This window comes from Actinacidiphila glaucinigra (assembly GCF_900188405.1).
Classification (GTDB): Bacteria; Actinomycetota; Actinomycetes; order Streptomycetales; family Streptomycetaceae; genus Actinacidiphila; species Actinacidiphila glaucinigra.
Genome location: NZ_FZOF01000004.1, coordinates 393196 through 414606 on the forward strand (window position 1 = coordinate 393196; position 21411 = coordinate 414606).

20 protein-coding genes are annotated in these 21411 nt (G+C 74.8%); 11 read left to right on the top strand and 9 right to left on the bottom strand.

Going from position 1 to position 21411, the window contains the following annotated elements; translation table 11 throughout:
• Positions 1–7: 7 nt before the first annotated feature.
• The 3 genes from CHF15_RS10805 (at position 8) to CHF15_RS10815 (ending at position 3416) form a co-directional block, all read left to right on the top strand.
• Positions 8–1354 (top strand): hypothetical protein, encoded by a 1347-nt coding sequence (locus CHF15_RS10805; RefSeq protein WP_089223454.1) that lies wholly within the window; start codon positions 8–10, stop codon positions 1352–1354.
• Between the two features lie 516 nt (positions 1355–1870).
• Positions 1871–2971 (top strand): WD40/YVTN/BNR-like repeat-containing protein, encoded by a 1101-nt coding sequence (locus CHF15_RS10810; protein WP_179279729.1) that lies wholly within the window; start codon positions 1871–1873, stop codon positions 2969–2971.
• A gap of 10 nt (positions 2972–2981) precedes the next feature.
• Positions 2982–3416 carry an ankyrin repeat domain-containing protein gene (locus tag CHF15_RS10815; protein ID WP_089223585.1) on the top strand — a complete coding sequence of 145 codons (435 nt, stop codon included), beginning with the start codon at positions 2982–2984 and terminating at the stop codon, positions 3414–3416.
• A gap of 62 nt (positions 3417–3478) precedes the next feature.
• Here CHF15_RS10815 and CHF15_RS10820 read toward each other — a convergent pair whose 3' ends face one another.
• Positions 3479–4375, bottom strand: coding sequence for a hypothetical protein (locus CHF15_RS10820; RefSeq protein ID WP_089223455.1), 897 nt, complete (start codon positions 4373–4375; stop codon positions 3479–3481).
• Positions 4375–5655, bottom strand: a complete 1281-nt coding sequence (locus CHF15_RS10825) for a VWA domain-containing protein (RefSeq protein WP_089223456.1) — start codon at positions 5653–5655, stop codon at positions 4375–4377. The genes CHF15_RS10820 and CHF15_RS10825 overlap by 1 nt, the downstream gene beginning before the upstream one ends.
• Positions 5656–6072: 417 nt before the next feature.
• On the opposite strand from CHF15_RS10825, the gene CHF15_RS10830 reads away from it, so the two are divergent.
• Both CHF15_RS10830 and CHF15_RS10835 read left to right on the top strand, forming a co-directional pair.
• Complete coding sequence (locus CHF15_RS10830) at positions 6073–7107, top strand: ADP-ribosylglycohydrolase family protein (RefSeq protein ID WP_245938763.1); 1035 nt, start codon at positions 6073–6075, stop codon at positions 7105–7107.
• A gap of 242 nt (positions 7108–7349) precedes the next feature.
• Positions 7350–8216, top strand: a complete 867-nt coding sequence (locus CHF15_RS10835; protein ID WP_089223458.1) for a helix-turn-helix domain-containing protein — start codon at positions 7350–7352, stop codon at positions 8214–8216.
• A gap of 25 nt (positions 8217–8241) precedes the next feature.
• Here the strand turns inward: CHF15_RS10835 and CHF15_RS10840 are convergent, their stop codons facing one another.
• Both CHF15_RS10840 and CHF15_RS10845 read right to left on the bottom strand, forming a co-directional pair.
• Positions 8242–9114: an SRPBCC family protein gene (locus tag CHF15_RS10840; RefSeq protein ID WP_089223459.1), complete on the bottom strand. Its 873-nt coding sequence runs from the start codon at positions 9112–9114 to the stop codon at positions 8242–8244.
• Complete coding sequence (locus CHF15_RS10845; RefSeq protein ID WP_089223460.1) at positions 9111–9434, bottom strand: ArsR/SmtB family transcription factor; 324 nt, start codon at positions 9432–9434, stop codon at positions 9111–9113. The genes CHF15_RS10840 and CHF15_RS10845 overlap by 4 nt, the downstream gene beginning before the upstream one ends.
• A 128-nt stretch (positions 9435–9562) precedes the next feature.
• Between CHF15_RS10845 and CHF15_RS10850 the strand changes: the two genes are divergently transcribed.
• Entirely contained in the window at positions 9563–9976 is a 414-nt protein-coding gene (locus tag CHF15_RS10850) for a PaaI family thioesterase (protein ID WP_089223586.1), read from the top strand.
• A gap of 206 nt (positions 9977–10182) precedes the next feature.
• Positions 10183–11424, top strand: a complete 1242-nt coding sequence (locus CHF15_RS10855) for a phosphodiester glycosidase family protein (protein WP_245938764.1) — start codon at positions 10183–10185, stop codon at positions 11422–11424.
• Positions 11425–11528: 104 nt separating this feature from the next.
• Here CHF15_RS10855 and CHF15_RS10860 read toward each other — a convergent pair whose 3' ends face one another.
• The 4 genes from CHF15_RS10860 to CHF15_RS10875 form a co-directional block, all read right to left on the bottom strand.
• Positions 11529–12443 (bottom strand): hypothetical protein, encoded by a 915-nt coding sequence (locus CHF15_RS10860; protein WP_245938784.1) that lies wholly within the window; start codon positions 12441–12443, stop codon positions 11529–11531.
• Between the two features lie 122 nt (positions 12444–12565).
• Positions 12566–13150: a PspA-associated protein PspAB gene (gene pspAB, locus CHF15_RS10865; protein ID WP_089223462.1), complete on the bottom strand. Its 585-nt coding sequence runs from the start codon at positions 13148–13150 to the stop codon at positions 12566–12568.
• Entirely contained in the window at positions 13150–14052 is a 903-nt protein-coding gene (htpX, locus tag CHF15_RS10870) for a zinc metalloprotease HtpX (protein ID WP_089223463.1), read from the bottom strand. Before htpX ends, pspAB begins: the two co-directional genes overlap by 1 nt.
• Positions 14053–14160: 108 nt before the next feature.
• A complete protein-coding gene (locus CHF15_RS10875) occupies positions 14161–15123 on the bottom strand; it encodes a quinone oxidoreductase family protein (RefSeq protein ID WP_089223464.1) in 963 nt (320 codons plus the stop codon).
• Between the two features lie 619 nt (positions 15124–15742).
• On the opposite strand from CHF15_RS10875, the gene CHF15_RS10885 reads away from it, so the two are divergent.
• The 3 genes from CHF15_RS10885 to CHF15_RS10895 are packed head-to-tail and all read left to right on the top strand — an operon-like array spanning position 15743 to position 18314.
• The gene (locus tag CHF15_RS10885; protein WP_245938765.1) at positions 15743–16642 is read left to right on the top strand and encodes a lysylphosphatidylglycerol synthase transmembrane domain-containing protein; all 900 of its coding nucleotides are present in this window, start codon (positions 15743–15745) and stop codon (positions 16640–16642) included.
• A gap of 22 nt (positions 16643–16664) precedes the next feature.
• Positions 16665–17756: a hypothetical protein gene (locus CHF15_RS10890; protein WP_089223466.1), complete on the top strand. Its 1092-nt coding sequence runs from the start codon at positions 16665–16667 to the stop codon at positions 17754–17756.
• A 48-nt stretch (positions 17757–17804) separates the two neighbouring features.
• The gene (locus CHF15_RS10895; protein WP_089223467.1) at positions 17805–18314 is read left to right on the top strand and encodes a GNAT family N-acetyltransferase; all 510 of its coding nucleotides are present in this window, start codon (positions 17805–17807) and stop codon (positions 18312–18314) included.
• A gap of 19 nt (positions 18315–18333) precedes the next feature.
• Here CHF15_RS10895 and CHF15_RS10900 read toward each other — a convergent pair whose 3' ends face one another.
• Complete coding sequence (locus CHF15_RS10900; protein ID WP_410169630.1) at positions 18334–19539, bottom strand: citrate synthase/methylcitrate synthase; 1206 nt, start codon at positions 19537–19539, stop codon at positions 18334–18336.
• Positions 19540–19594: 55 nt separating this feature from the next.
• Here CHF15_RS10900 and CHF15_RS10905 point away from each other — a divergent pair, with 55 nt between their 5' ends.
• Entirely contained in the window at positions 19595–20845 is a 1251-nt protein-coding gene (locus tag CHF15_RS10905; RefSeq protein ID WP_089223468.1) for a citrate/2-methylcitrate synthase, read from the top strand.
• The last annotated feature ends 566 nt before the right edge of the window (positions 20846–21411 follow it).

Below are 21411 nucleotides of genomic sequence, written 5' to 3' on the forward strand. Positions count from 1 at the left end.
CATCGCCGTGGCGGACGACACCGCGCCGGCACCTCCCCATCCCCTGGCGTCCGTACGGCGCAGCCACGGCTGGAGCTACCAGGACCTCGCTCGGGTCGTCGCCGACAACGCCCGTGCCCTCGGCGTGCCCATGGCGGCCCGGCGGGAGAAGGTGTGGCGCTGGGAACACTGGGGTGTGGTGCCGGAGAGGGACAGCCAGCGCGCCCTCGCCCGGGCGCTGGGCGTACCGCTGCGGGAGGTCGACGCCCGCCCGTGGCCCGGCTGGTTACCGGCGTTCGACGGCATCCCCGACGGGCTGCCGTGGACCCGGGTGGGCGGTCTCGACGCGCTGGACGCCCTGCTGGACGGCGGTGGACGCGATCCGCGGAGCCACCCCGTGCTGGAGGGGCCGGAGTTCCGCGACGCCGTCGCCGACTGGTCGGCCGCGACGGACGACGTGCGGGGCAGCGGGCCGCCGCCGGGCGACGGGGGCGCGGGCGCCGGCGCTGTCGCCGGCCGGGAGGGGCCGGCGGCCGACGAGGAGACCGTGGCCTGGCTGGAGCGCGGTGTGCTCGGCCTGCGCCGGCTGGACGACCGGCTCGGCGGCGCGGCCGTGCGGCACCGGGTCGAGGCCGATCTGCGGATCGCCCTGGACCTGCTGCGCCGGGGGCCGTGCCGGGGCGGACTCGACGCCCGCCTGCTGCGCGCAGCCGCGGGGCTGGCCCAGCTGGGCGGCTGGTCCGCCACGGACTGCGGACGGCACGGGGCCGCCCAGCGGCACTACCTCACCGGACTGCGCCTCGCGCACGGCGCGCAGGACCGCCCGCAGGCCGCCAACCTGTGGGCGGGACTGAGCCTGCAGGCCGTGTTCGCGGGCCGCCACGACGACGCACTCGCCGCGGCCCGGGCCGCGGAGTCCGCCGCGGCGGGGGCGACCGCGCGCACCCGGGCGATGCTCGCCACCCGTCGGGCCCGGGCGCACGCGGGACTCGGCGAGGACTCGGCGTGCCGCCGGTCGCTGGAGGAGGCGGGGCGGCTGCTGGACACCGCGCCGGGTGACGACGACCCGTCCTGGATCTACTGGTTCGACGAGGCGGAGCTGTGCGCGCAGAGCGGGATCGCGCTGCTGGACCTCGGCCGTGCGGAGGAGTCCGCCCCGTTGCTGGAGAAGGCGCTGGCGATCCAGGACCCCCTCTACCGGCGCGACCGCACCCTCTACACCGCGCGTGCCGCGCTCGCCCGCGCCCTGACCGGCGACCTCGACACCGCCCGCGCCCTGACCGGGGACGCCGTGGAACTCGCCCGGGACTGCGGTTCCCCCCGGGTGGCCATCGCCGTCGAGCAGGCCAGGGCGGCGCTGTCGCCGGCCCGTTGACGATCCGGCCGGGCCGCACCGGCACGGCGGCCTGCGGCCCGCCGAACCAGACTCTCAGCAGCCGCGGTTGACGCCCCGCAGTGCGGTGCCGTGGCCGGCAGGTAGTCCACTGACTCCCGGAGGACCCTCCCACGGGGGAGTTCGGACACCGCGCCGACCACACCGGGACGCCCCGGCGCGGCCCGCCACCGGCGGCGTGACCGCAGGCCCCGGGAGCCCTGCCAGCGCAGCCGTCCACTGACTCCCCGAGGACCCGCCCCGCGAAGGGAGTGCGAACACCGCGCGGACCGCGGCGGACCGACCGCGCCGGGACGATACCCGCTCCCGCCGCCGCATGCTCCGGTCGCCGGCGGCGGGGCGCCCTCGCGGACCCGGGGGCCGACGAACCCGGTTGGCGTCGCAGCCACAGGTCCGCGCGCCCCCGCGCTCGCGGCGCACGCGACCGAGGACGGGAACGGCGCGGTGCGCCGGAGGCGGTCTGGTGCGGTTCCGCGCGGTGGGCTAGGTTGCCGCGCCATGACGCCGATGGGGACGATGAGACGGGTGTGGACGGCCGTGCTGTGCGGGGCGGCGCTCGCCGCGCTGACGGCGGTCCCGGCCCGCGCGACGGGTGAACGGCCCGGTCCGCGCTGGGAGCTGAAGGAGACCGGCAGCACGGCCCGGTTCCGCGGGCTGGCGGCGGTCGGCAGGGACACCGCCTGGGTGGCCGGTTCCGAGGGCAAGGTGCTGCGCACGGTGGACGGCGGACGCCGCTGGGCGGACGTGTCGCCGCCGGGCGCCGCCGAGCTGCAGTTCCGTGACATCGAGGCGTTCGACGCGCGGCGCGCGGTGGTGCTGGCGATCGGGGAGGGCGAGGCGTCCCGCGTGTTCCGCACCCAGGACGGCGGCGCGACCTGGACGGAGACCTTCCGCAACACCGACCCCCGGGCCTTCTACGACTGCGTCACCTTCTTCGACGACCGGCACGGCCTCGCCGTCAGCGACCCGGTCGACGGCAGGTACCGGATGCTGTCCACCGCGGACGGCGGCCGCAGTTGGCGGGTGCTGCCCTCGGCGGGCATGCCGCCCGCCCTCGCCGGCGAGGCGTCCTTCGCGGCGAGCGGTCAGTGCCTGGTGAGCCGTGGCCCGCGCGACGTGTGGCTGGCGACCGGCGGGGCGTCGCAGGCCCGTGTCCTGCACTCCCGCGACCGGGGGCTGACCTGGACGGTGGCGGCGTCCACGCTGCCCGCCGGCGACCCGGCGAAGGGCGTGTTCGCGCTGGCCTTCCGCGACGCGCGGCACGGGATCGCCGTGGGCGGGGACTACCGCCCCGACCAGGCCTCCCCCGAGGCCGCCGCGGTGTCCCGCGACGGCGGCGCGACCTGGTCCGGTTCCGGACGTCCCCCGGCCGCCTACCGTTCGGGCGTGGCCTGGCTGCCGCACTCCTCGCGTGCGGCGATCGCGGTGGGCCCGTCCGGCAGCGACCTGAGCCTGGACGGCGGCCGGACCTGGCGGCCGTTCGACACCGGGTCCTACGACACCGTCGACTGCGCCCCGGACCTGGGCTGCTGGGCCGCCGGTGAACAGGGTCGCGTCGCCCGCCTGGGGATCGGCCGGGGCGGGGCGGCCGCCCGGTGACCTGCCCCCGGTGAACCGCAGACGCCGCAAGAAGCTGAGCCGGGCCCTGGTGACCGCGGCGGGGCGCGGCGCCCTCCGTACCGCCGGGGAGCTGCTGCGCCGGGGGGCGTCCCCCGAGCACGCCGACCCGGACGGTACGACCCCGCTCTACGCCGCCTCGGTGAGCGGCGCGTCAGCCGTGGCCGCGCTGCTCCTGGCGGCGGGGGCGCGGCCGGACACCGAGAGCGGCCACGGCGACGAGGGCACGCCACTGTGCGCCGCCGCCTGCTGGGGCGACGAGGAGACGGTGCGTCAGCTGCTGGCCCACGGAGCCGACCCCGGGCTGCGCGAGGACCACGGCACGGGGCTCACCCCGCTGGAATGGGCGGAACGCGGCCCGCACCCGGGGACGGCGGAGCTGCTGCGCGCGGCGGCGGCACGCAGGGCGGCCGCCGGGCAGGGGTGAACGCGGACGCGCCGGTACGGAGCCGCCGGGGCTCCGTACCGGCGCGTGAGAGGTCCCGCGGGTCAGGCGACCGGGCGGACGCGTCCCCGTCCACGGGTGAGGCTGTAGCCGGCCACGCCCGCGAGCGCGGCGAGCACGCCTCCGGCCGCGGTCCAGATCCAGCGGTCGGACCACCAGCCGCCGCCCCAGCCGTCCTCGGGCTGGGCCAGACCGGCCGGCACCGGGGAGGCGCTGGGGTCGGCCTCGTCGTCCGCAGCCTCGTCGGACTCCTCCGTGGCGGAGACGGACGGCACGGCATCGGGGTCGAGGGTGGCCCCGGCCTTGGCGACGGGGGTGAGCGGGGCGGCGAGTTCACCGTCGACGGCCTTGGAGCCGCCCGCGTCCGTCGAGGTGGTGCCGATCTGCGCCTGGACCGGCAGACCGAGGTCCTGGTCCGGGAGCCGCAGCACGGTCAGGCGGATGTAGTACGCGCCCGGCAGCGGGTCGTCGGCCCAGGCCTCGGACCAGGCGCGGACGGTGCGCAGCCGGCAGCTCAGCTCCAGCTGGGTGTCCTGTGCGGACGCCGTCCTGGTCGGCTTGCCCGAGGCGCACGCCTGACGGCGGCGCAGGCCGTCGTAGACGTCGAGCTGCCAGGTCTGGTTGCCGTGCCGGCTCGCGGCCTCCGGCAGTGTGACGGTCGCGGAGACCGTGGGCACCTCGCCCGCGGCGGCGGGGAACACCCAGTACAGGTAGTCACCGGTGGAGGCACTGGCCGGGGTGGTCCGCACCCCCGGCCGGAGGTTCCCCGCGGTGCGGAACCCGGTGCCGGGCTGGACGGTCTCCTCGGTGGCCCCCGTGCCGCTCGCGCCCGGGCTGGGCGTGGCGTCGTCGGCGGCGGCGGTGCCCGCTCCGGCGGCGAACAGGGCCGCGCCCGCGAGCAGGACGGCGGCCGCCCGGCGTGCCGTTCGGATGGTACGCATCAGTTGGTCCTCCAGACGGCGACGCGCCAGCGCGAGATCCAGCCCCACAGCACACCGGCGACCAGACCGGTCACCACCATCAGCGCCAGCAGCCACCAGCCGCGGCCCAGGCCGAAGGAGGCGACGTCGGAGGGCTCGTCGGGCGAGGAGACGAGGTCGACGCTGAGTTCGAGCGGCAGGCCCGGGGTGCGCTTGACGGCGTCCGGGGCGGAGAAGGAGTTGCTGACCTCGATGCAGACGGTGCGGGCGGTCGCGGCGTCGGAGTCGTCGCGTTCGGGCCAGGCGTAGCGCAGGCCGGACGAGATGACGTCGGTGCGTCCGCTGCTCGCCTCGGAGCCCCGTACGAGCTCCCGGCCACCGCTGGTGACGGCCCGTACGAGGACGCCGTAGTCGCGGTTGACGGCGCGGTCGGCGCCGACGCTGACGGAGGCCCGCAGTTCCTGGCCGTCGGTGACGCTCACCCGGTACCAGCGGTGCTCGGTGAACGCCTCGCGGTCGCTGTAGACGCCGGCCCCGAGCAGCGGGGCGTCGTCGCAGCGGTCGGCGCCCTGGGTCACGGTGGGGGTGACGACCACGTTGTCGGCGGAGCGGTCGACGAGTTGCTTGATGCGGTCGGAGAGCTGGTCGGCGTGGTCGACGGCGGTGTAGGTGCCGCCGGTGGCCTCGGCGATGCAGCTGAGCTGCTCGCGGATCTTGGTGTTGGGCACCAGGCCGAGGGTGTCGACGACCAGGTGGGTGCCCTCGGCGGCGAGTTCGCGCGCGACCTCGCACGGGTCGAGCGGCTGGCAGGTGTCCTCGCCGTCGGTGATGAGCACGATGCGGCGGGTGCCGTCACCGCCCGCGAGGTCCTTGCCCGCGGCCTGCAGGGCGGGGCCGATCGGCGTCCATCCGGTGGGGGCGAGGGTGGCGACCGCCGTCTTGGCCTCGGTGCGGTCGACGGTGCCGACCGGGTAGAGGGCCTCGGTGTCCGTGCAGCCGACCTTCTTGTCCTTGCCGGGGTAGTTGGCGCCGAGGGTGCGTATGCCGAGCAGTACCTCGTCCGGTACGGCGTCGATGACCTCGTTGAACGCCTGCTTGGCCGCCGACATGCGGGACCTGCCGTCGATGTCGTTGGCCCGCATCGAGCCGCTGACGTCGAGCACCAGCTCGACCTTGGGGGGCTCGGGAGCGGTCTCCGGCCCGTCGTCCGCGGCGGCCGGCGCCGCGGCCGGGAAGAGCGCGGTGGCGAGGGTGGCCGCGAGGCCGCAGAGCCCCGCCGCCAGCCGTTTGCTTATGATCATTGGCGGATCCTATGGAAGATCCGCCGCCGCCCCCAACTCGGCCCGGGCCGCTCCTCCCTGACCTTCCCCGCAGCGGACACCGCCTCGGGCCCCGGACACCGCGCGGACCAGCGACCGGCCGCGGTCATCCCTCTCGTTCACCTCGGTCAACCGAGTTGACGGTCCGTCAGAACAGATGCCGCCCCGCCGCCGCCACATCTGCGGTACCGCGCCCGGCCATCTCCCGCATCCATAGCGTCCCATTGACGATAAGGGGGGTCTCATGCAAGGCTGACGCGGCATCACGCCGGAGATCACTCCTGAACCGGCAGCCCCGGGATGCCCCGGAGCAGCCGTATTCGACCAGGACGGCGCTCGCCCCGGCACCCGCCGTCCGGCCCGTCCCGCACGTGCCGCCGGATCACCTGGAGGACGCCAGTGGCCCACGCCCCCGAACCCCATCCGCCCCTGGACGCACGGGCCGCCGACCGGGCCGCCGGGGTGCTGCTCGGCGCCGCCGTGGGTGACGCGCTGGGTGTGCCCTACGAGTTCAAGGCGACGCTGCGCGAGGATCAGCAGCCGCGGATGATCGGCGGCGGCCTGGGGCCGTACGAGCCGGGCGAGTACTCCGACGACACCCAGATGCAGGTCTGCATCGCCCAGGTCGCCGCGACCGGGGCGGACCTGCGCAGCCCGGAAGCCCTGGACGCGGTCGCCGCCAACTTCCAGGGCTGGCTGAGCGGAGGCGCCAGCGACGTCGGCAACCAGACCAGCCTGGTCCTGAGCACCGCCGCCCGCGCACCCGGGTCGGCGGGCACCGCGATGCGGGAGGCCGCCCGGGAGTACACCGCCGGCAACGCGCGCAGCGCGGGGAACGGCTCGTTGATGCGGACCGGGATCGTGGCGCTCGCGCACCTCGGTGACCCCGCCGCCATGGCCGAGGCCGCCATCGCCGTCAGCGCGCTCACCCATCCCGATCCCGACTGCGCCGACGCCTGCGTGCTGTGGTGCTCCGGCATCCGCACCGCGGTGCTGCACGGGACCTTCGACGGGGTGCGCGAGGGCCTGGCCCTGCTCCCGCCCGAGCGCCGGGAGGCGTGGGCGAAGCGCCTGGACGAGGCGGAGGCCCACCCGCCGCACCACTTCGTCAACAACGGCTGGGTCGTCCACGCGCTCCAGGCCGCCTGGTCGGCCATCACCCGCACCGCCGTCCCCGAACCGAACCCCGCCGAGGGCCGCTTCCCCGCCCAGCACCTCCAGTCCGCCCTGGAGGCGGCGGTACGGGCCGGTACGGACACCGACACCGTCGCGGCGATCGCGGGTGCCCTGCTCGGCGCGCGATGGGGCTGCTCCGGCATCCCGCTGGACTGGCAGCAGGCCGTCAACGGCTGGCCGGGCCTCACGGGCGCCGACCTGGTCCGGCTGGCGGTGCTCACCGCCCGGGGCGGGACCGACGACGACGCCGGCTGGTGAGCCGCGCCCCGCGCCAGAACCCCCGGCCCGGGTCCCGCGTGACACCGGGGGCCGGGCGGCGGCCGACCGGGCGCCGACCCGCCGTGGGAGGCGCGCCCGACGCGACTGACGACCCGTCAGCTGCGATGGCACACCGCGGCATGGCGCGTTCTGCACTTTGCAAAGCGTCGCCAACATGCTTTGCCGCGCCCTGACGCCATGACAAACTACGCGGGGATCAGCGGTGTTGGAGGAGATTGACCGTGACTGAAGCGCGGGCGGCAAGCGCTCCCACCGTACTGCGGGTGGTACTCGGCAGACGCTTGCAGGACCTCCGGGAGAGGGCCGGGCTCTCCTACGAGCAGGCGGCCCGCGCCCTGGACGTCACCCATGCCACGGTGCGCCGCATCGAGAAGGCCGAGGTGGGCCTGCGGATCCCGTACGTGGAGAAGCTGCTCCTCACCTACGGCGTCACCGCGCCCGCCGAGATCGCCAACTTCCTGGAGCTGGCCCGCGAGGCCAACCGCCCCGGCTGGTGGCACCGCTTCCGCGACGTGCTCCCGGAGTGGTTCAGCGCCTTCGTCAGCCTGGAGGGCTCCGCCGAGCTGATCCGCGCCTACGAGCCGCACTACGTCCCCGGACTGCTGCAGACCCCGCAGTACGCGGAGGCTGTGCTGCGCGCGGGCCGGCCGCACGCCTCGCAGGAGGAGATCGAGCGCGGCGTCGCGCTGCGCATGCAGCGGCAGGCGCTGCTCACCCGCGACGACCCGCCGCTGCTGTGGGTCGTGCTGGACGAGACGGTACTGCGACGTCCCATCGGCGGGCCCGAGGTGATGCGCCGGCAGATCGACCGGCTCATCGAGGCGTGCGGGATGCCCCAGGTGCGGCTGCAGGTGATGCCCTTCGCCTCGGGGCCGCACCCGGCGATGTACGGGCCGTTCCACATCTTCCGCTTCCCGCTGCCGGAGCTGCCGGACATCGCGTACGCGGAGAGCCTGATCGGCGCCGTCTACCTCGACGAACGCGAGGACGTCTCGCGGTTCCGCGAGGCCCTGGACCGGATGAGCGCCCAGGCGCTGCCCGCGGGGCCCACACGTGAGTTCCTGGAGGAGGCACGGGACCGCCTGTGAGGGCGGGCGCCGTGCCGTCCACCGGTCAGCGGGGCATCGCGGCCAGCTTCGCCGCGAGGCTCTCCACACGGTCCCGCCAGACGTCCAGCGCGAGCGCGGCGGGCACCTCGGGCACACCGGTCTGGGTGAGCACGAGCCTGGCGCCGTGCCCGGTGCCCCGGGTCAGCTCCCAGCGCACGGTGCCCTCGTGGCGGCCGTGGAGGTCCCAGGGGTAGGCGAGCACCTCCCGCGGGCGCAGTTCGCTCACCGGCCCGGCGGCGAAGTCGCCCACGACGAAGCCGCGCGGCACGGGTCCGCCGACCTCGGGCGCGGCCACCCCGCCGAGCAGGGTCTTCCACACGGTCGCCGAGGGCTGGGTCAGCTGCCGCTCGAAGCGGACCTGCCAGCCGACGGGCAGCTCCTCGGCGGTACCGCGGTCGAGGCCGAACTCCTTCACGTAGTGCTCGTGGGCCGCCTTCATGTCGCCCGGCGCGGGCACGGGCTCGCCGGCCAGCTCGGGGTCGATGCCGGCGATGCAGGCGTCCCAGCCGGCCGCGAAGCTGGCGGCGCCCGGGCGGTCGGCGAAGGTGTGCGTCAGGATCAGCACGGAGCCCAGGGACTCCGGCACCAGCTCCCAGCGCAGCACGTCCTCGTCCCAGGTGTAGGCGACGACGTGCGGCGGGTCCCACTCGACGACCTCGCCCTCCATGGTCTCGCCCTCGCCGTGCCGGAACGGGAAGCGGACCTTGCCGCCCACCCGCGGCTCCATCTCCACGTCGGAGGGGAACCACTTCGACAGGTGCCCGGGTTCGGTCAGGGCCCGCCACACCTTCTCCGGCGGGTGTGCGAGCCGCCGTTCCATCCGCAGCGCGGTCCGGCCGTCGGCGGTGGTCAGCGTCTCGCCGGTGTCCGTGGTCATGGCTCCTCCATCTCGTCGGGCATGGCGTCCAGGTGCCGCTCCAGTGCGTCCAGGCTCGTGCCCCACAGCCCGCGGTAGGGCGCGAGCCAGGCGTCCACCTCCCGCAGGGGCTCGGGGCGCAGCTCGTACCAGCGGCGCTGCGCCTCGGCGCGCACACGGACCAGGCCCGCCTCGCGGAGCACGCGCAGGTGCTTGGACGTACCGGGCTGGCTGAGGCCGAGGTGCTCGGTGAGTTCGCCGACGAGACGGGGGCGCTCCAGGAGCAGATCCAGGATCCGCCGCCGCGTCGGCTCGGCCAGCACGTCGAAGGGTATGGACACGCTCCCCAATATACTCCCGAGGCTATATACCCGCAACGGCATGTATGGTGGATGCGGCGAGCGGCCGGACGCGCCCGGCCCCCTCGCGCCCTGGTGCGCGCCCCCGACGGTGGGTCAGAATGTCCGCCGTGACGATCACCACCGCCGAGGCGGACAAGGTCCTGGCCGACAACTTCGCGCCCTGGGTGCAGGACCTGGGGCTCTCCGTCGAGGAGACCGGGGAGCGGCACGCCGTGCTGCGGCTGCCCTGGTCGGACCGGCTGGCCCGGGAGGGCGGCGCGCTGTCGGGCCAGGCGCTGATGGCCGCCGCCGACACGGCCACCGTGATCGCGGTGTCGGCGGCGCGCGGCGGCTACGGGCCCATGACGACCGTCCAGCAGTCGACGACCTTCCAGCGGGCCGTCATGGGCACCGACGTCCTGGTCACCGCGCGGGTCACCAAGCTCGGGCGGCGGCTGGCGTTCATCGACATCGAGCTCACCCCGGAAGGGGCCGGCGAGCCCGCGGCGCACGCGACCACGGTCTACGCCTTCCCAGGCTGAGGCGACCGGGGCGGCCGGGCGACCGGGACGGCCCTTGCGAGAGGGCCGCCGGAGCCCGCCCGGCCGATCCTCCCGGTCCTCTTCTCTCCGGCTTTTCACCGTATCGAGTCGGATCCCCTCGAACGCGGCGTGGTGCTGCGACAACCCCGCCGGTCCCGGCAACCATTGACCTCTCGTCAGGTAATCGGTTTTCGGGCTGGAGCGACGTGACTCGACGACCCCGCCGGGTGCGCCTGGCGATCTCGGCGGTGCTGGCGTGGACCGCGCTGCTCGGCGGCACGAGCGGCGCCGTCGCCGCGGCCGCGGGTGACGGGCTGCGCTACGGCGCGACCACCGTGCTCGTCCCGGGCGTGGACTACCGGACGTTCACCTACCGGGGAGCCCACGGCACGGCCCGCGGGCACCTGCTGACGGTGGACCTGCGCACTCCCGGCGTCACGGTGGACCTGCTGCACCCCGGGGTCGTCGCCGGCCGCGGCAAGGTCTCGGGGCTCGCGAACGCCGCGGGAGCCGTGGGCGGCATCAACGCCGACTTCTTCAACATGAGCGAGAGCCAGCACCCCGGGGTGCCCGCGACCGGTGCCCCGGTCGGCCCGGCGATCGCCGCCGGACGGGCCCTGAAGTCGGCCGTACCCCTGGGCCAGCGCTTCGGGCCCAGGCTTCCGCCCGGCACGTCGACCGAGGACGTCCTCGCGGTCGGCACCGACGGGGTCGCCCGGCTCGACCGGCTCCGGCTGGCCGGCTCGGTCGGCCTCGAGGAGGGCACGGTGGCGCTGGACGGGCTGAACCAGTACGCGCTCCCGGTCGGCGGCGTGGGCGCGTACACCTCGGACTGGGGCGGCGCCTCCCGGCTCCGCGCCGCCTGCGGGGACGACCTCAAGCGCGGGGCGCCGTGCAGCGACGACACCTACGAGGTCACGGTCAGCCAGGGCGAGGTCGTGGACGTCGCCGAGCGTCCGGGAGAGGGCGAGATCCCGCCCGACGCGGTGGTCCTCGTCGGCCGGGAGGCGGGCGCGGAGGCGCTGCGCACGCTGGTTCCGGGCGACACGGTCGACGTGCGGCAGCGGCTGGTGGCCTCCGCGTACGGCGGCGGCTACCGCTTCGCCGTCGGGGGCTGTCCGATCCTGCGCGGTGGGTTTCCGCTGGCCGGGCTGGAGAACCGCGTCGCGGCGACCCGCACCGCGGCGGGTTACGGCGCGGGCGGGCAAGTGATGTACCTGCTGGCCCTGGACGGCAGGGCCGAGTCCGGCGCCGGCCTCACGGTCCTCGAACTCGCCTCCCTGATGTCCGGCATCGGCTCCCAGGCGGCCGTCAACCTCGACGGCGGCGGCTCCTCCACCCTCGTCACCCGCGCCCCCGGCGCACCCGCCGTCAAGGTCCGCAACCACCCGGCCGGCGGCACGGAACGCCTCGTCGCCAACGGCATCGGCGTCTTCGCCGGAGGCTGAGGCCCCCGGGCCCCGGCGCACCCGTCCCGGACCTCAGCCGCCCAGGGCGAGGTAATACCGCCGCCCGGTGCGTCCTGTCGGCCTGCGAAAGGCTCATCACACGCTCAGGGACGACCGGGTCGGCCGACGACCTGGGTGTCCAACACGTACCACTGCCTTGTGGACTTGCCATGCAGGTACAGAAAGCGCCCCCGGCCGACAGGGCGGGCGTACCGCTTGAGCGGGGCACCGTTGGGCATGGTGAGCTCCGCCTCCGCGACCACCGTCACCTCGTCGTCGGTGACGAAGCAGAGGTGCAACCTGTCCTGGCGATCGCGTGGGCCTCCTCCGAGCATGAGGATCCGGTCGCCTTGGATGGCCATGCCCCTGAAACGGCCCACGGGGTTCTTCCGCACGTGGACACGCCCATTGGCCTGTACTTCGAGCAGCGGGAAAGTGGGGTAGTACATCGCCCAGGCCACGTCGTCGGCGACGTTGAAGGCGTAGACGGTGTCGATGTACTCAACGCCCTGTCGCGCCGAATAGCCCCACCGCTGGTTGCCGCCGCTGTCCCAGCGCACCAAACCGGCGGCACTGATCGGGTCTGAGTACACCCCTTCGTCCCCGTAGGCGCTCCACAGGTTGTTCCGCCGGTCGGCCATCATGAACTCGACCGCACGGCCTAGGGCGAAAGTACGCCGCATCCGGCCGTCACGGCCGTAAATGAGGGCGTTCTGCTGGTCCACAGCACCGGAGCACTCGAGCACGAGCCGGCCATTGGGCAGGGCGTCCATGCGATGGGGCACCGCACGCAGGTCGCGTAGGAAGCGCTCCTGTATCCGTCCCGCGTCGCTGACGACGAGGAGCGCGTCGTACGGATAGCGGCGGGGCCGGGGACGGGACGGACCGTACGGACACGGTTCGAGGTCGCCATCGGGACAAAGGAGCCAAAGGGTTCTGCCCCAGGCGTCCACCGTACTGGCGAGGACCATCCGGTCGTCGTACTGGTGAGGCAACAATGCGTGCAGACGCAGTGCCACCTTCTTCAAGAAATCACCTCGCGGGCGAAGGAGCGCGACGACCTCATCATCGCAAACACCCACGGCAGGGGTCGCATGGACCGTGTGTGCCGGAACGGCCCGCGACAGGCCGTGCTCGGCCGTCAGCCGCCCAGGCCCGGCGCGCCCCAGAGCGGGAACCAGCGGCCGAGGTCCTCCTCGAGGCGCAGGTCGTTGCCGAGCAGCGCCTTGACCTGGAGTTCCAGGGGGTTGTCGCGCTTCTCCCCCGCCAGCGGGGCGAACGGGTAGAACGACCCGCGTTTGTAGAGGTAGACCAGCGCCAGGGAGCGCCCCTCCGCGTCGCGGAAGGCGGCCAGCGAGCAGAGCAGCTGGGGGCCGAAGCCGTGACCCTCCAGCGCCGAGTTGACCGCGTGGAGGTCGCCGACCAGGACCGGCAGGTCCTGCGCCGGGCGCCGGACGACCAGCCAGGTGTACCCGTACGCGTCACGGACGGACTCCACCGGGACGGCGCCCTGGCCGGTGTCCATGTCGAGGAGTGCCCGCACGTCCTGCTGGACCTCGGCGAACGCGCCCCCCTCCACGGCGGCGAAGCACACCGAGCCCACACCGGTGGGGCGGAATCCGGCCGCGGCCTCCAGGGTCACGGCCGCCGAGGGGAGCCCGAACAACTGGTCCAGGTCGGGCCTGACGGGCTTGCTGCGGCCGAGCAGCGCGTCCAGGAACCCCATCAGCGGCGTCCCAGCTCGACGGAGATCCGGCCGAGCTGCTGCAGCCGCTGCTCCAGGGTGGGGTGCGTGGAGAGCAGCTGGGCCAGGCTCTGGCCACCGGTGAGGGCGGGGACGAAGTAGAAGGCGTTGAACGGCTCGGCCTTGCGCAGGTCCTCGGTGGGGATGCGGGCCATCTGGCCGGAGACCTTGGTCAGTGCGGACGCCAGGACGGAGGGCCGCCCGGTGAGCAGCGCGGCGGAGCGATCGGCGGACAGCTCGCGGTAGCGGGACAGCATCCGGGTCAGCAGGAAGCTGACGCAGTAGACGAGCGCGCTGACCAGCGGGATCAGGATGACCACGATCGCGGTGCCGGGGTCCCGGCTGTTGCGCCCGAGGCCGCCCCACAGGCCGATGCGGGTGACCACCCCGGCGAGGACGCCCAGGAAGGAGGCGATCGTCATGACCGCCACGTCCCGGTGGGCGACGTGGGAGAGTTCGTGGGCGATCACGCCCTCCAGCTCCTCGGGCTCCAGCCGGCGGAGCAGGCCGGTGGTGGCGCACACCAGGGCCGCCTTCTCGTTGCGCCCGGTGGCGAAGGCGTTGGGGACGTCGCTGTCCGCGATGGCGACACGGGGTTTGGGCATGTCGGCCAGGGCGCAGATCCGGTCGACGACGCCGTGCAGTTCGGGGGCCTGCTCGGGCGTGACCTCGCGGGCGCCCATGCTGAAGGCGGCGATCCGGTCGCTGAACCAGAACTGGGCGACGAACAGCCCGCCCGCGACGATCAGGATCAGCGGCCAGGCGCCGCGCAGCAGGGCCAGCAGGACGCCCACGAACACGACGTAGAGCAGCCCGATCATGAACATGGTGGCCACCATGCGGGTGGTCAGCCCCCGGTCGGGGGCGAAGCGGGTCCTGTCCATGGCCCCTCCCGTTCCTCGGGCCGCCGGCCGCGGCTTCGTGCTCCGCTGTCGATTGTGCCTCCGCGCGGAGGCGAACGGCGGGGCGCGGGCGCGGCCGGCCCGCGGCGCTCAGCCCGCCGGGTCGAGCGTCAGTTTTCCGTAAGTACGGCGGGCCCGCAGGTCCTCGTGGGCGCGGGCGACCTCGGACAGCGGGTAGCCGCCGCCCTCCTGCGGCTTCAGCCGTCCCTCGGCCGTCATGGCCAGCAGCTCGGCCATCGGCTCGCGGTACATGCCGGGGCGCCCCAGGCAGTGCATCAGCCAGAAGCCGACGACGGCCCGGGAGCGGCCCATGAGCTGCGCGGCATGGACCGGGGCCGGGGGAACCCGGGAGGCGAGTCCGTAGGTCACCAGGCGGCCGAAGGGGGCAAGGGCGGCCAGCGAGGCGTCGAAGACCGGGCCGCCGGTCATCTCCAGCACGATGTCGACCTTCCTGCCGCCGTTGGCCTCGACGAGCCGCTCCTTGAGCCCCGCCGCGTCCGTGGCGTCCGCCTCGATCGCGACGTCGGCGCCGAGCTCCAGCGCCAGGTCGCGCTTCTCCTTGGAGGAGGCGGTGGCGATGACCCGTCCCGCGCCGAACTCCTTGGCGAGCTGCACGGCGAGCGAGCCGGTGCCGCCCGCGGCGGCGTGGACGACCACGGACTCGCCCTCGGCGATGCGGGCGGAGGTGCGCAGCAGGTGCCAGGCGGTGAGGCCCTGGACGACCAGGGCGAGCGCCTGGCCGTCGGTGACGCCCTCGGGCACGTCGTGGGCGAGGTACTCCTCGACGACGGCCCGCTCGGCGTAGCCGCCGTTGTCGGTGAGGGCGACGACGCGGCGGCCCCCGGCGGTCCGGCCGACCACCTCGGCTCCGGGCACGAGGGGCAGGGTGGCCTTGGAGAGGTAGGAGTTCTCCACCAGGTGCGTGTCGGCGTAGTTGACGCCCGCCGAGGACACCTCGACCAGCAGTTGCCCCGGCCCCGGCACGGGTTCGGGCAGCTCGACCTGCCGCAGCACCTCTGGCCCGCCGAACTCGGTGATCTGGATCGCGCGCACCGCGACTCCCTCCGCGTACGTCCTACGTCGTCCGGGCCACGATATCCCGTAACACCGACCAGTCGGTATGTGACGTTCGCCGGAACACCGGAAGAACGGATGCACCGAGCACCGCACGCCGTCCTCCGTCCCTCGTCCGGAACCGCAGGGGGAGCCCATGCTCGGGCACACCGCCCTCCCCCTCGACCGACCGCCCGGCACCGTGAGCGTGGTCGGCGACTTCAACGGCCGGGAACCCGGCCGGCACACCCTCGTCCCCCCGCCGCGACGGCACCCGCACGGTGTCGGTGATCCTCCCGGCGGGTGTGCACCGCTTCCGTTACCTCGCCACCGGCACGGTGTGGTTCGACGACGAGTCGGCCGACCGCGTGGACGGCCTGGGCGGCCTCCTGGAGCTGTGGCGGCGGCTCGCGCCGGGGGCGCGTCCGGCCGCGTCACGTACCACGGGAGGGCCGGACGCGCCGCCGGATGAGCGCTACGGGTCGCCGCACCGTATGGTCGTGCGTAGGTACGGCAGGGGCTGCGCCGGGGAGCGCCTCACGGCAGCGCGGGCGACCGCGGCGACCGGAAGGGCACGAACGGCATGTGGCGGCGCCTCCCAGTGCGTCAGATCGTCGGTGTGGCACCGCTGTTGGTGGTGGCCCTGATCGTCCTGCGGCAGTGGCCGATGGTCGACGCCGGTACCGACCGGCTGGGTTCCGCCGACGCCGAGTGGCTGCTGGCGGCCGGCGCCGCGACGCTGCTCGCCTGGGTGTGCTCGGCAGCCGCCCAGCAGGGTGCGGTGCTGGAGCAACTGCCCGCGGGACGCCTGCTGGCCACCCAGTTCGCGGCCTCGGCGGCCAACCACATCCTCCCGGCGGGCGTCGGCGGAAACGCCGTCAACCTGCGCTTCCTGCTGCGCTGCGGCCTGTCGCCCAGTCGTTCCGCGGCCGCGCTGACCGTGCGGGCGCTGGCGGCCTGCGTGGTGCGGATCGGGCTGCTGGTCGTCCTGCTGGCGGCCTTCCCGCACGCCCTGGACATGCGCAAGGTCGTGCCCGGCCGACCCGGCCTCACCCTCGCGCTGGCGGCCGGAGCGGCGCTCTGCCTGGTCCTGGTCGTCCTGCTGTCGGTGCGCCACATCCGCCGCACGGTCCGCTCGTTCCTCGGCACGGTCGCCACCGACGTCCGGGCCGTGCACGGCCGTTCCGCGCGGGTGGCGGCCCTGTGGGCGGGCTCCCTGGCCTTCCCCGTGATGCACGCCGCGGTGCTCGTCGCGGTCGTACGGTCGCTGCACGCGCCGGTCCCGGCCGCGCACGTGGCCGTGGCGTACCTGGCGGGAAGCGCGGCGGCGGCCCTGCTGCCGACGCCGGGCGGACTCGGCTCGCTGGACGTCGCCCTGGTGCTGGCGCTGGTCACCGCCGGGGCGACCGGGGTGGCGGCGACCTCCGCGGTGCTGGCGTACCGCATCGTCACCGTGTGGCTGCCCCTGCTCCCCGGCGTGCTGGTGCTGGCCGCGCTGGTCCGCCGGCGGGTGCTGTGAACCGGCCGGGGAGGGAACTCCCGTGCGCGTCCTGACCGGTCTCGTCGGCGCGCTCGTCGTGGCCGGCACCTTCTCGTCGGTGCTGCGCACGCTGGTGATCCCGCGGCCCACCCGGTCCAGCTTCACGCGCCTGGTGCACATGGCGGTCCACCTGCCGTTCCAGTTCGTCGCGGACCGCTGCCGCACGCCCGAGGCCAAGGACCGCGTCCTCGTACCGGTGGCCGCGGTGTCCATCCTCGCCAACCTCATCGGCTGGCTGGTCGCGTTCTGGGCGGGCTACGCCATGCTGCAGGCCGCCGTCAGCGACCTCGACCCGCTCGACGCGCTGCGGGAGGCGGGTTCCTCGCTGTTCACGCTGGGCTTCGCCAGCAGCCACCACGTCGACCTCACCGTCATCGACTTCATCGCCGCGGCGACCGGCCCGATCACCATCGGCCTCCAGATCGGCTACCTGCCGACCCTGTACGCCGCGTACTCCCGCCGCGAGGCGGAGGTGACCCTGCTGCAGGCCCGCGCCGGCAACCCGCCCTGGGGGCCGGAGATCCTCGCCCGCTACGCACAGATCGGGCTCACCGACAGCCTCGCCGAACTGTTCCGCAACTGGGAGCGGTGGGCGGCCGAGGTGAGCGAGAGCCACACCAGCTACACGGTGCTCAGCCGGTTCCGCTCCCCGCAGCCCGACCGCAGCTGGCTGATCGCCCTGCTGGCCGTCATGGACGCCGCGGCCATGCAGCTCGCCCTCAACCCCGGGCGCCCGCAGGCCGAGGCCCGGCTCGCCCTGCGGGCGGGCTTCGTCTGCCTGCGGGACATCGCCGCGATCTGGCGGATCCCGTACGACGCCGATCCCTCGCCCGACGCGGCCATCCGGCTGCCGTACGAGGAGTTCGCCGCGGCCGTCGCCCACGCGGCGGCCAACGGCTACCCGCTGGAGCGGACCGCGCAGGAGGCGTGGCCGCACTTCCGCGGCTGGCGGGTCAACTACGAGGACCTGGCCTACCGGTTCGCCTACCTCTTCGACGCGGTCCCCGCCCCCTGGTCCGGCCCCCGCCGCACCCAGGAGGAGACCCTCACCCCGGTCACCCCCGTCGACCGCAAGCCCGCCGGCCGGGAGTAGCGAAGGCCCGGTCGCCGGCCGCCGCGGCGGGGGCCGTACGGTGACACCGTGCCCAGCACCCCCGGACCGACGGCCGTCACCCGCCCCGCGCGGCCCGCCGACCTGCCGCATCTGCTGCGGTGGGAGCGCGACTACATCCGTACCGTCGAACCGGCCGCCGAGGCGGCCTGGACCGAGGCGATCGACCGCAACCTGGCCATGTGGGTGGAGTGCCTGGACCGCACCCTGATCCTGGAGGCCGGCGGGGAACCGGGCGGCTCGATGATGTGGATGCCCACGCATGCCGCGGACAGCACGGGCGGTACAAGCGGCACGGACGGCACGGACGGCACGGCGACGCTGATCGGCATCCACGTCGTGCCCGCCCTGCGGCGCCGCGGCTTCGGCCGCCTCCTCCTCGACGCCTTCGCCGCGCAGGCCCGCGCGGCCGGCCACGCGACGCTCGCGCTCGGCGTCCACCGCGCCAATCCGGCCCTCCGCCTCTACGAGGACGCCGGCTACCGGCACACCGGCGAGCACGGCGACTACCTCCTGATGGAACGCCCCGCAACGCCCTGACCGGTGGCCCGCGGGCCGGTCACGCCGCCGGCACCGGCTGGGGCGGCACCGGGCCGACGTAGCGGGCGGCCGGACGGATGATCTTGCTGTCCTCGGCCTGCTCCAGGACGTTGGCGCACCAGCCCACGACGCGGGCGCAGGCGAAGGTCGGGGTGAACATCTCGCGCGGCAGACCGCACAGCTCCATGACGACGCCCGCGTAGAACTCGACGTTGGTGTGGAGTTCGCGGCCGGGCTTCAGCTCGGCGAGTATCGCCTCGACCCGCGCCTCGACCCGGACGGCGAGGTCGACGAGCGGGCCGCCGAAGGAGCGGGCGATCCCCTTGAGCATCCGGGACCTGGGGTCCTCGGTGCGGTAGACGGGGTGGCCGAACCCCATGATGCGCTCACCCGCCAGAACACGTTCACGGATCCACGGGTCGATGCGGTCCGGGGTGCCGATGGCGTCGAGGGTGTCCAGGGCGCGGCTCGGTGCGCCGCCGTGGAGCGGGCCGGACAGCGCCCCGACGGCGCCGGTGAGACACGCCGCGAGGTCGGCGCCGGTCGAGGCGATGACGCGGGCGGTGAAGGTGGACGCGTTGAAGCCGTGGTCGACGGTGGAGATCAGATAGCGCTCGACGGCCCGCGCATGGGCCGGGTCGGGCTCCTCGCCGGTGAGCATGTACAGGTAGTTGGCCGCGTACGGCAGATCGTCGCGCGGTTCGACCGGCTCCAGGCCCTGCCCGAGCCGGTACAGGGCGGTCAGCAGCGTCGGCACGGCGGCGGTCGCGGCGAGGGCGTCGGACAGCCGCCGCTCCGGCTCGACGTCGTACAGCGGGCGGAAGCCCCCGGCCGCGCCCAGCAGGGACAGCGCGGAACGCAGCCCGGCGAGGGGACCGCTGAGGGCGCCGGCGCGGGCGACGGCCGGCAGCGCGTCGCGGACGGCACCGGGCAGCCGGCGCAGCGGGGTGACGCGCCGGGCGAAGGCGGCGCGCCCGGCGGCGTCGGGCAGCGTGCCGAGCAGCATCAGGTGCCAGACGTCCTCGAAGGTGCGGCTCTGCGCCAGGTCCACGGCCGAGTACTGGCGGTAGTGGTAGAAGCCCTCGGTGCCGCGGACGTCGCCGAGCGCGGTCTCGGTGACGACGACTCCCTTCAGGCCGCGGGGTACGTCGGGGGTGACGGGCGTGACGGTCACGGTGATCCTCCGGTCATGCTGCGACGACTCGACATTGACCAGACCATCCATCATTGATTCAATCCTCGTCAATATTGATTCAGTCAATGTATGATGGGATGGAGTCATGACGACGGAGGAACGGACGGCGGGGGTACGGCTGAGCACCCGCGAGGCGGCCGAGCGGCTCGGCGTCAAGCCGGAGACGGTGTACGCCTACGTCAGCCGCGGTCTGCTCGGCAGCCGTCGCGCCCCCGGCGGGCGGGGCAGCACCTTCGACCCCGGCGAGGTCGACGCCCTCGCCCGTCGCAACCGGCGCGCCGCACAGCAGCCTCCGGTGGACGACGCCACGGGCGCCGTACGCACCGCCATCACCCTCATCGACGGGGACCGCCACTACTTCCGAGGGGTCGACGCCACGGCCCTGGCCGAGCGGTACGGCTACGAGGAGGTGGCGGAGTGGCTGTGGACGGGTGTCCTCCGCCGCGGTGTGCGCTTCACCGCGCCGCCGCAGGCACTGGCGGCCGCCCGGCGGGCGGTCGCGGCGCTGCCCGGGCACAGCGGCCCGATGGACCGGCTGCGGGCGATCGCCGTCGCGGCGGCCGTGGAGGACCCTCTCCGCTTCGACCTCTCCCCCGAGGCCGTGCTCGGCGCCGCCCGCGGCCTGATCCCCACGCTCGTACGCGCGCTACCGGCGGCCGGCACCGCGCACCAGGGCGAGGGCGGGCCGGCCCGGCTGCTGTGGTCCCGGCTGACCGCCCGGCCGGCCGACGAGGCGTCACTGCGGGTGCTGGACGCGGCGCTCGTCCTGCTCATCGACCACGACCTCGCCGCCTCGACGCTCGCCGTGCGCATCGCGGCATCCGCGCGCGCCCACCCGTACGCAGTGGTGTCGGCCGGGCTCGGCGCCCTCGACGGCCCCCTGCACGGCGCCGCCAGCGGCCTCGCCCACCGCATGCTGGCCGAGGTCCTCGACCGCGGCAGCGCGGCGGCCGTCGTCGCCGACCACCTGCGCGCGGGCGGCCCCGTCCCGGGGCTGGGCCACCGCCTCTACCGGGCCGAGGACCCGCGCGCGGTCATGCTCCTCCGGCTGCTCGAGGACGTCCCGTACGCGGAGCGGGCGCTGGCCGCCGCGCGTGAGGTGGCCGCCACGACGGCCCGTCACGCCCCCGCCCACCCCAACGTCGACCTCGCCCTCGCGGTGCTCTCCGTCTCCTCCGGCATGGCCCCGGAGGCCGGCGAGACGGTCTTCGCGGTCGCCCGGACCGCGGGCTGGATCGCCCACGCCCTGGAGGAGTACGAGGAGCCCCCGCTGCGCATGCGCCCGAGCGGCCACTACGTCGGGCCGCGCCCTCCGCAGCCGCTGCCGGCGCCGTAGGCGCTCCGTGCGGGGAGGTCGGCGTGATGCCGGTGGTTCGGCTGTCCCGCCGTGCCGCGCCCTTCGGGCGCAAGGATGCCGGCTGCGGGCCTGGAGGGTGGGTCCGGGGCTCGTCGGCGGTGTGCGGGTGGGTTCGTGGTCGGGCTTCAGGCTCCGGAACGGATTGCCTTTCCGGTGGTGTGTGCCTCGTTGCCGCCCGCGGGTGGAGATGGTCGCTTCCACGCCTTCGGTGGGTGGTGGGCGCGCCCGCCGTAACCGGCGTCTGCGGCTGATTCGGGGTGCTGTTGAGGGGTCGGCGGGAGACCGGGCTCTGTTTCGCCGAAACACACGGTGTAACAGAGCCCGATATCGCGGCATTACCCGCAGACGCCGGTTACGGCGGGCGCGCCACCCACGAACGGTGGGCGTGGCAACCGGCCATCTCCACCCGCGGACGGCGACGACACCAGCGCCCACGAACAACCGGCCCCGTTCCGGAGCCTGAACCCCGGCCGCAAAACCACCCGCACAGCGGGGACCGGGCCCGGACCCACCCTCCAGGCCCGCAGCCCGCATCTTCGCGCCCG

Coding starts and splice junctions, on each gene's coding strand:
- CHF15_RS10810 (WP_179279729.1), top strand. CDS start 1,871: ATGACGCCGATGGGGACGATGAGACGGGTGTGGACGGCCGTGCTGTGC.
- CHF15_RS10820 (WP_089223455.1), bottom strand. CDS start 4,375: ATGCGTACCATCCGAACGGCACGCCGGGCGGCCGCCGTCCTGCTCGCG.
- CHF15_RS10825 (WP_089223456.1), bottom strand. CDS start 5,655: ATGATCATAAGCAAACGGCTGGCGGCGGGGCTCTGCGGCCTCGCGGCC.
- CHF15_RS10840 (WP_089223459.1), bottom strand. CDS start 9,114: ATGACCACGGACACCGGCGAGACGCTGACCACCGCCGACGGCCGGACC.
- pspAB (WP_089223462.1), bottom strand. CDS start 13,150: ATGGGGTTCCTGGACGCGCTGCTCGGCCGCAGCAAGCCCGTCAGGCCC.
- htpX (WP_089223463.1), bottom strand. CDS start 14,052: ATGGACAGGACCCGCTTCGCCCCCGACCGGGGGCTGACCACCCGCATG.
- CHF15_RS10900 (WP_410169630.1), bottom strand. CDS start 19,539: ATGGATGGTCTGGTCAATGTCGAGTCGTCGCAGCATGACCGGAGGATC.
- CHF15_RS10905 (WP_089223468.1), top strand. CDS start 19,595: ATGACGACGGAGGAACGGACGGCGGGGGTACGGCTGAGCACCCGCGAG.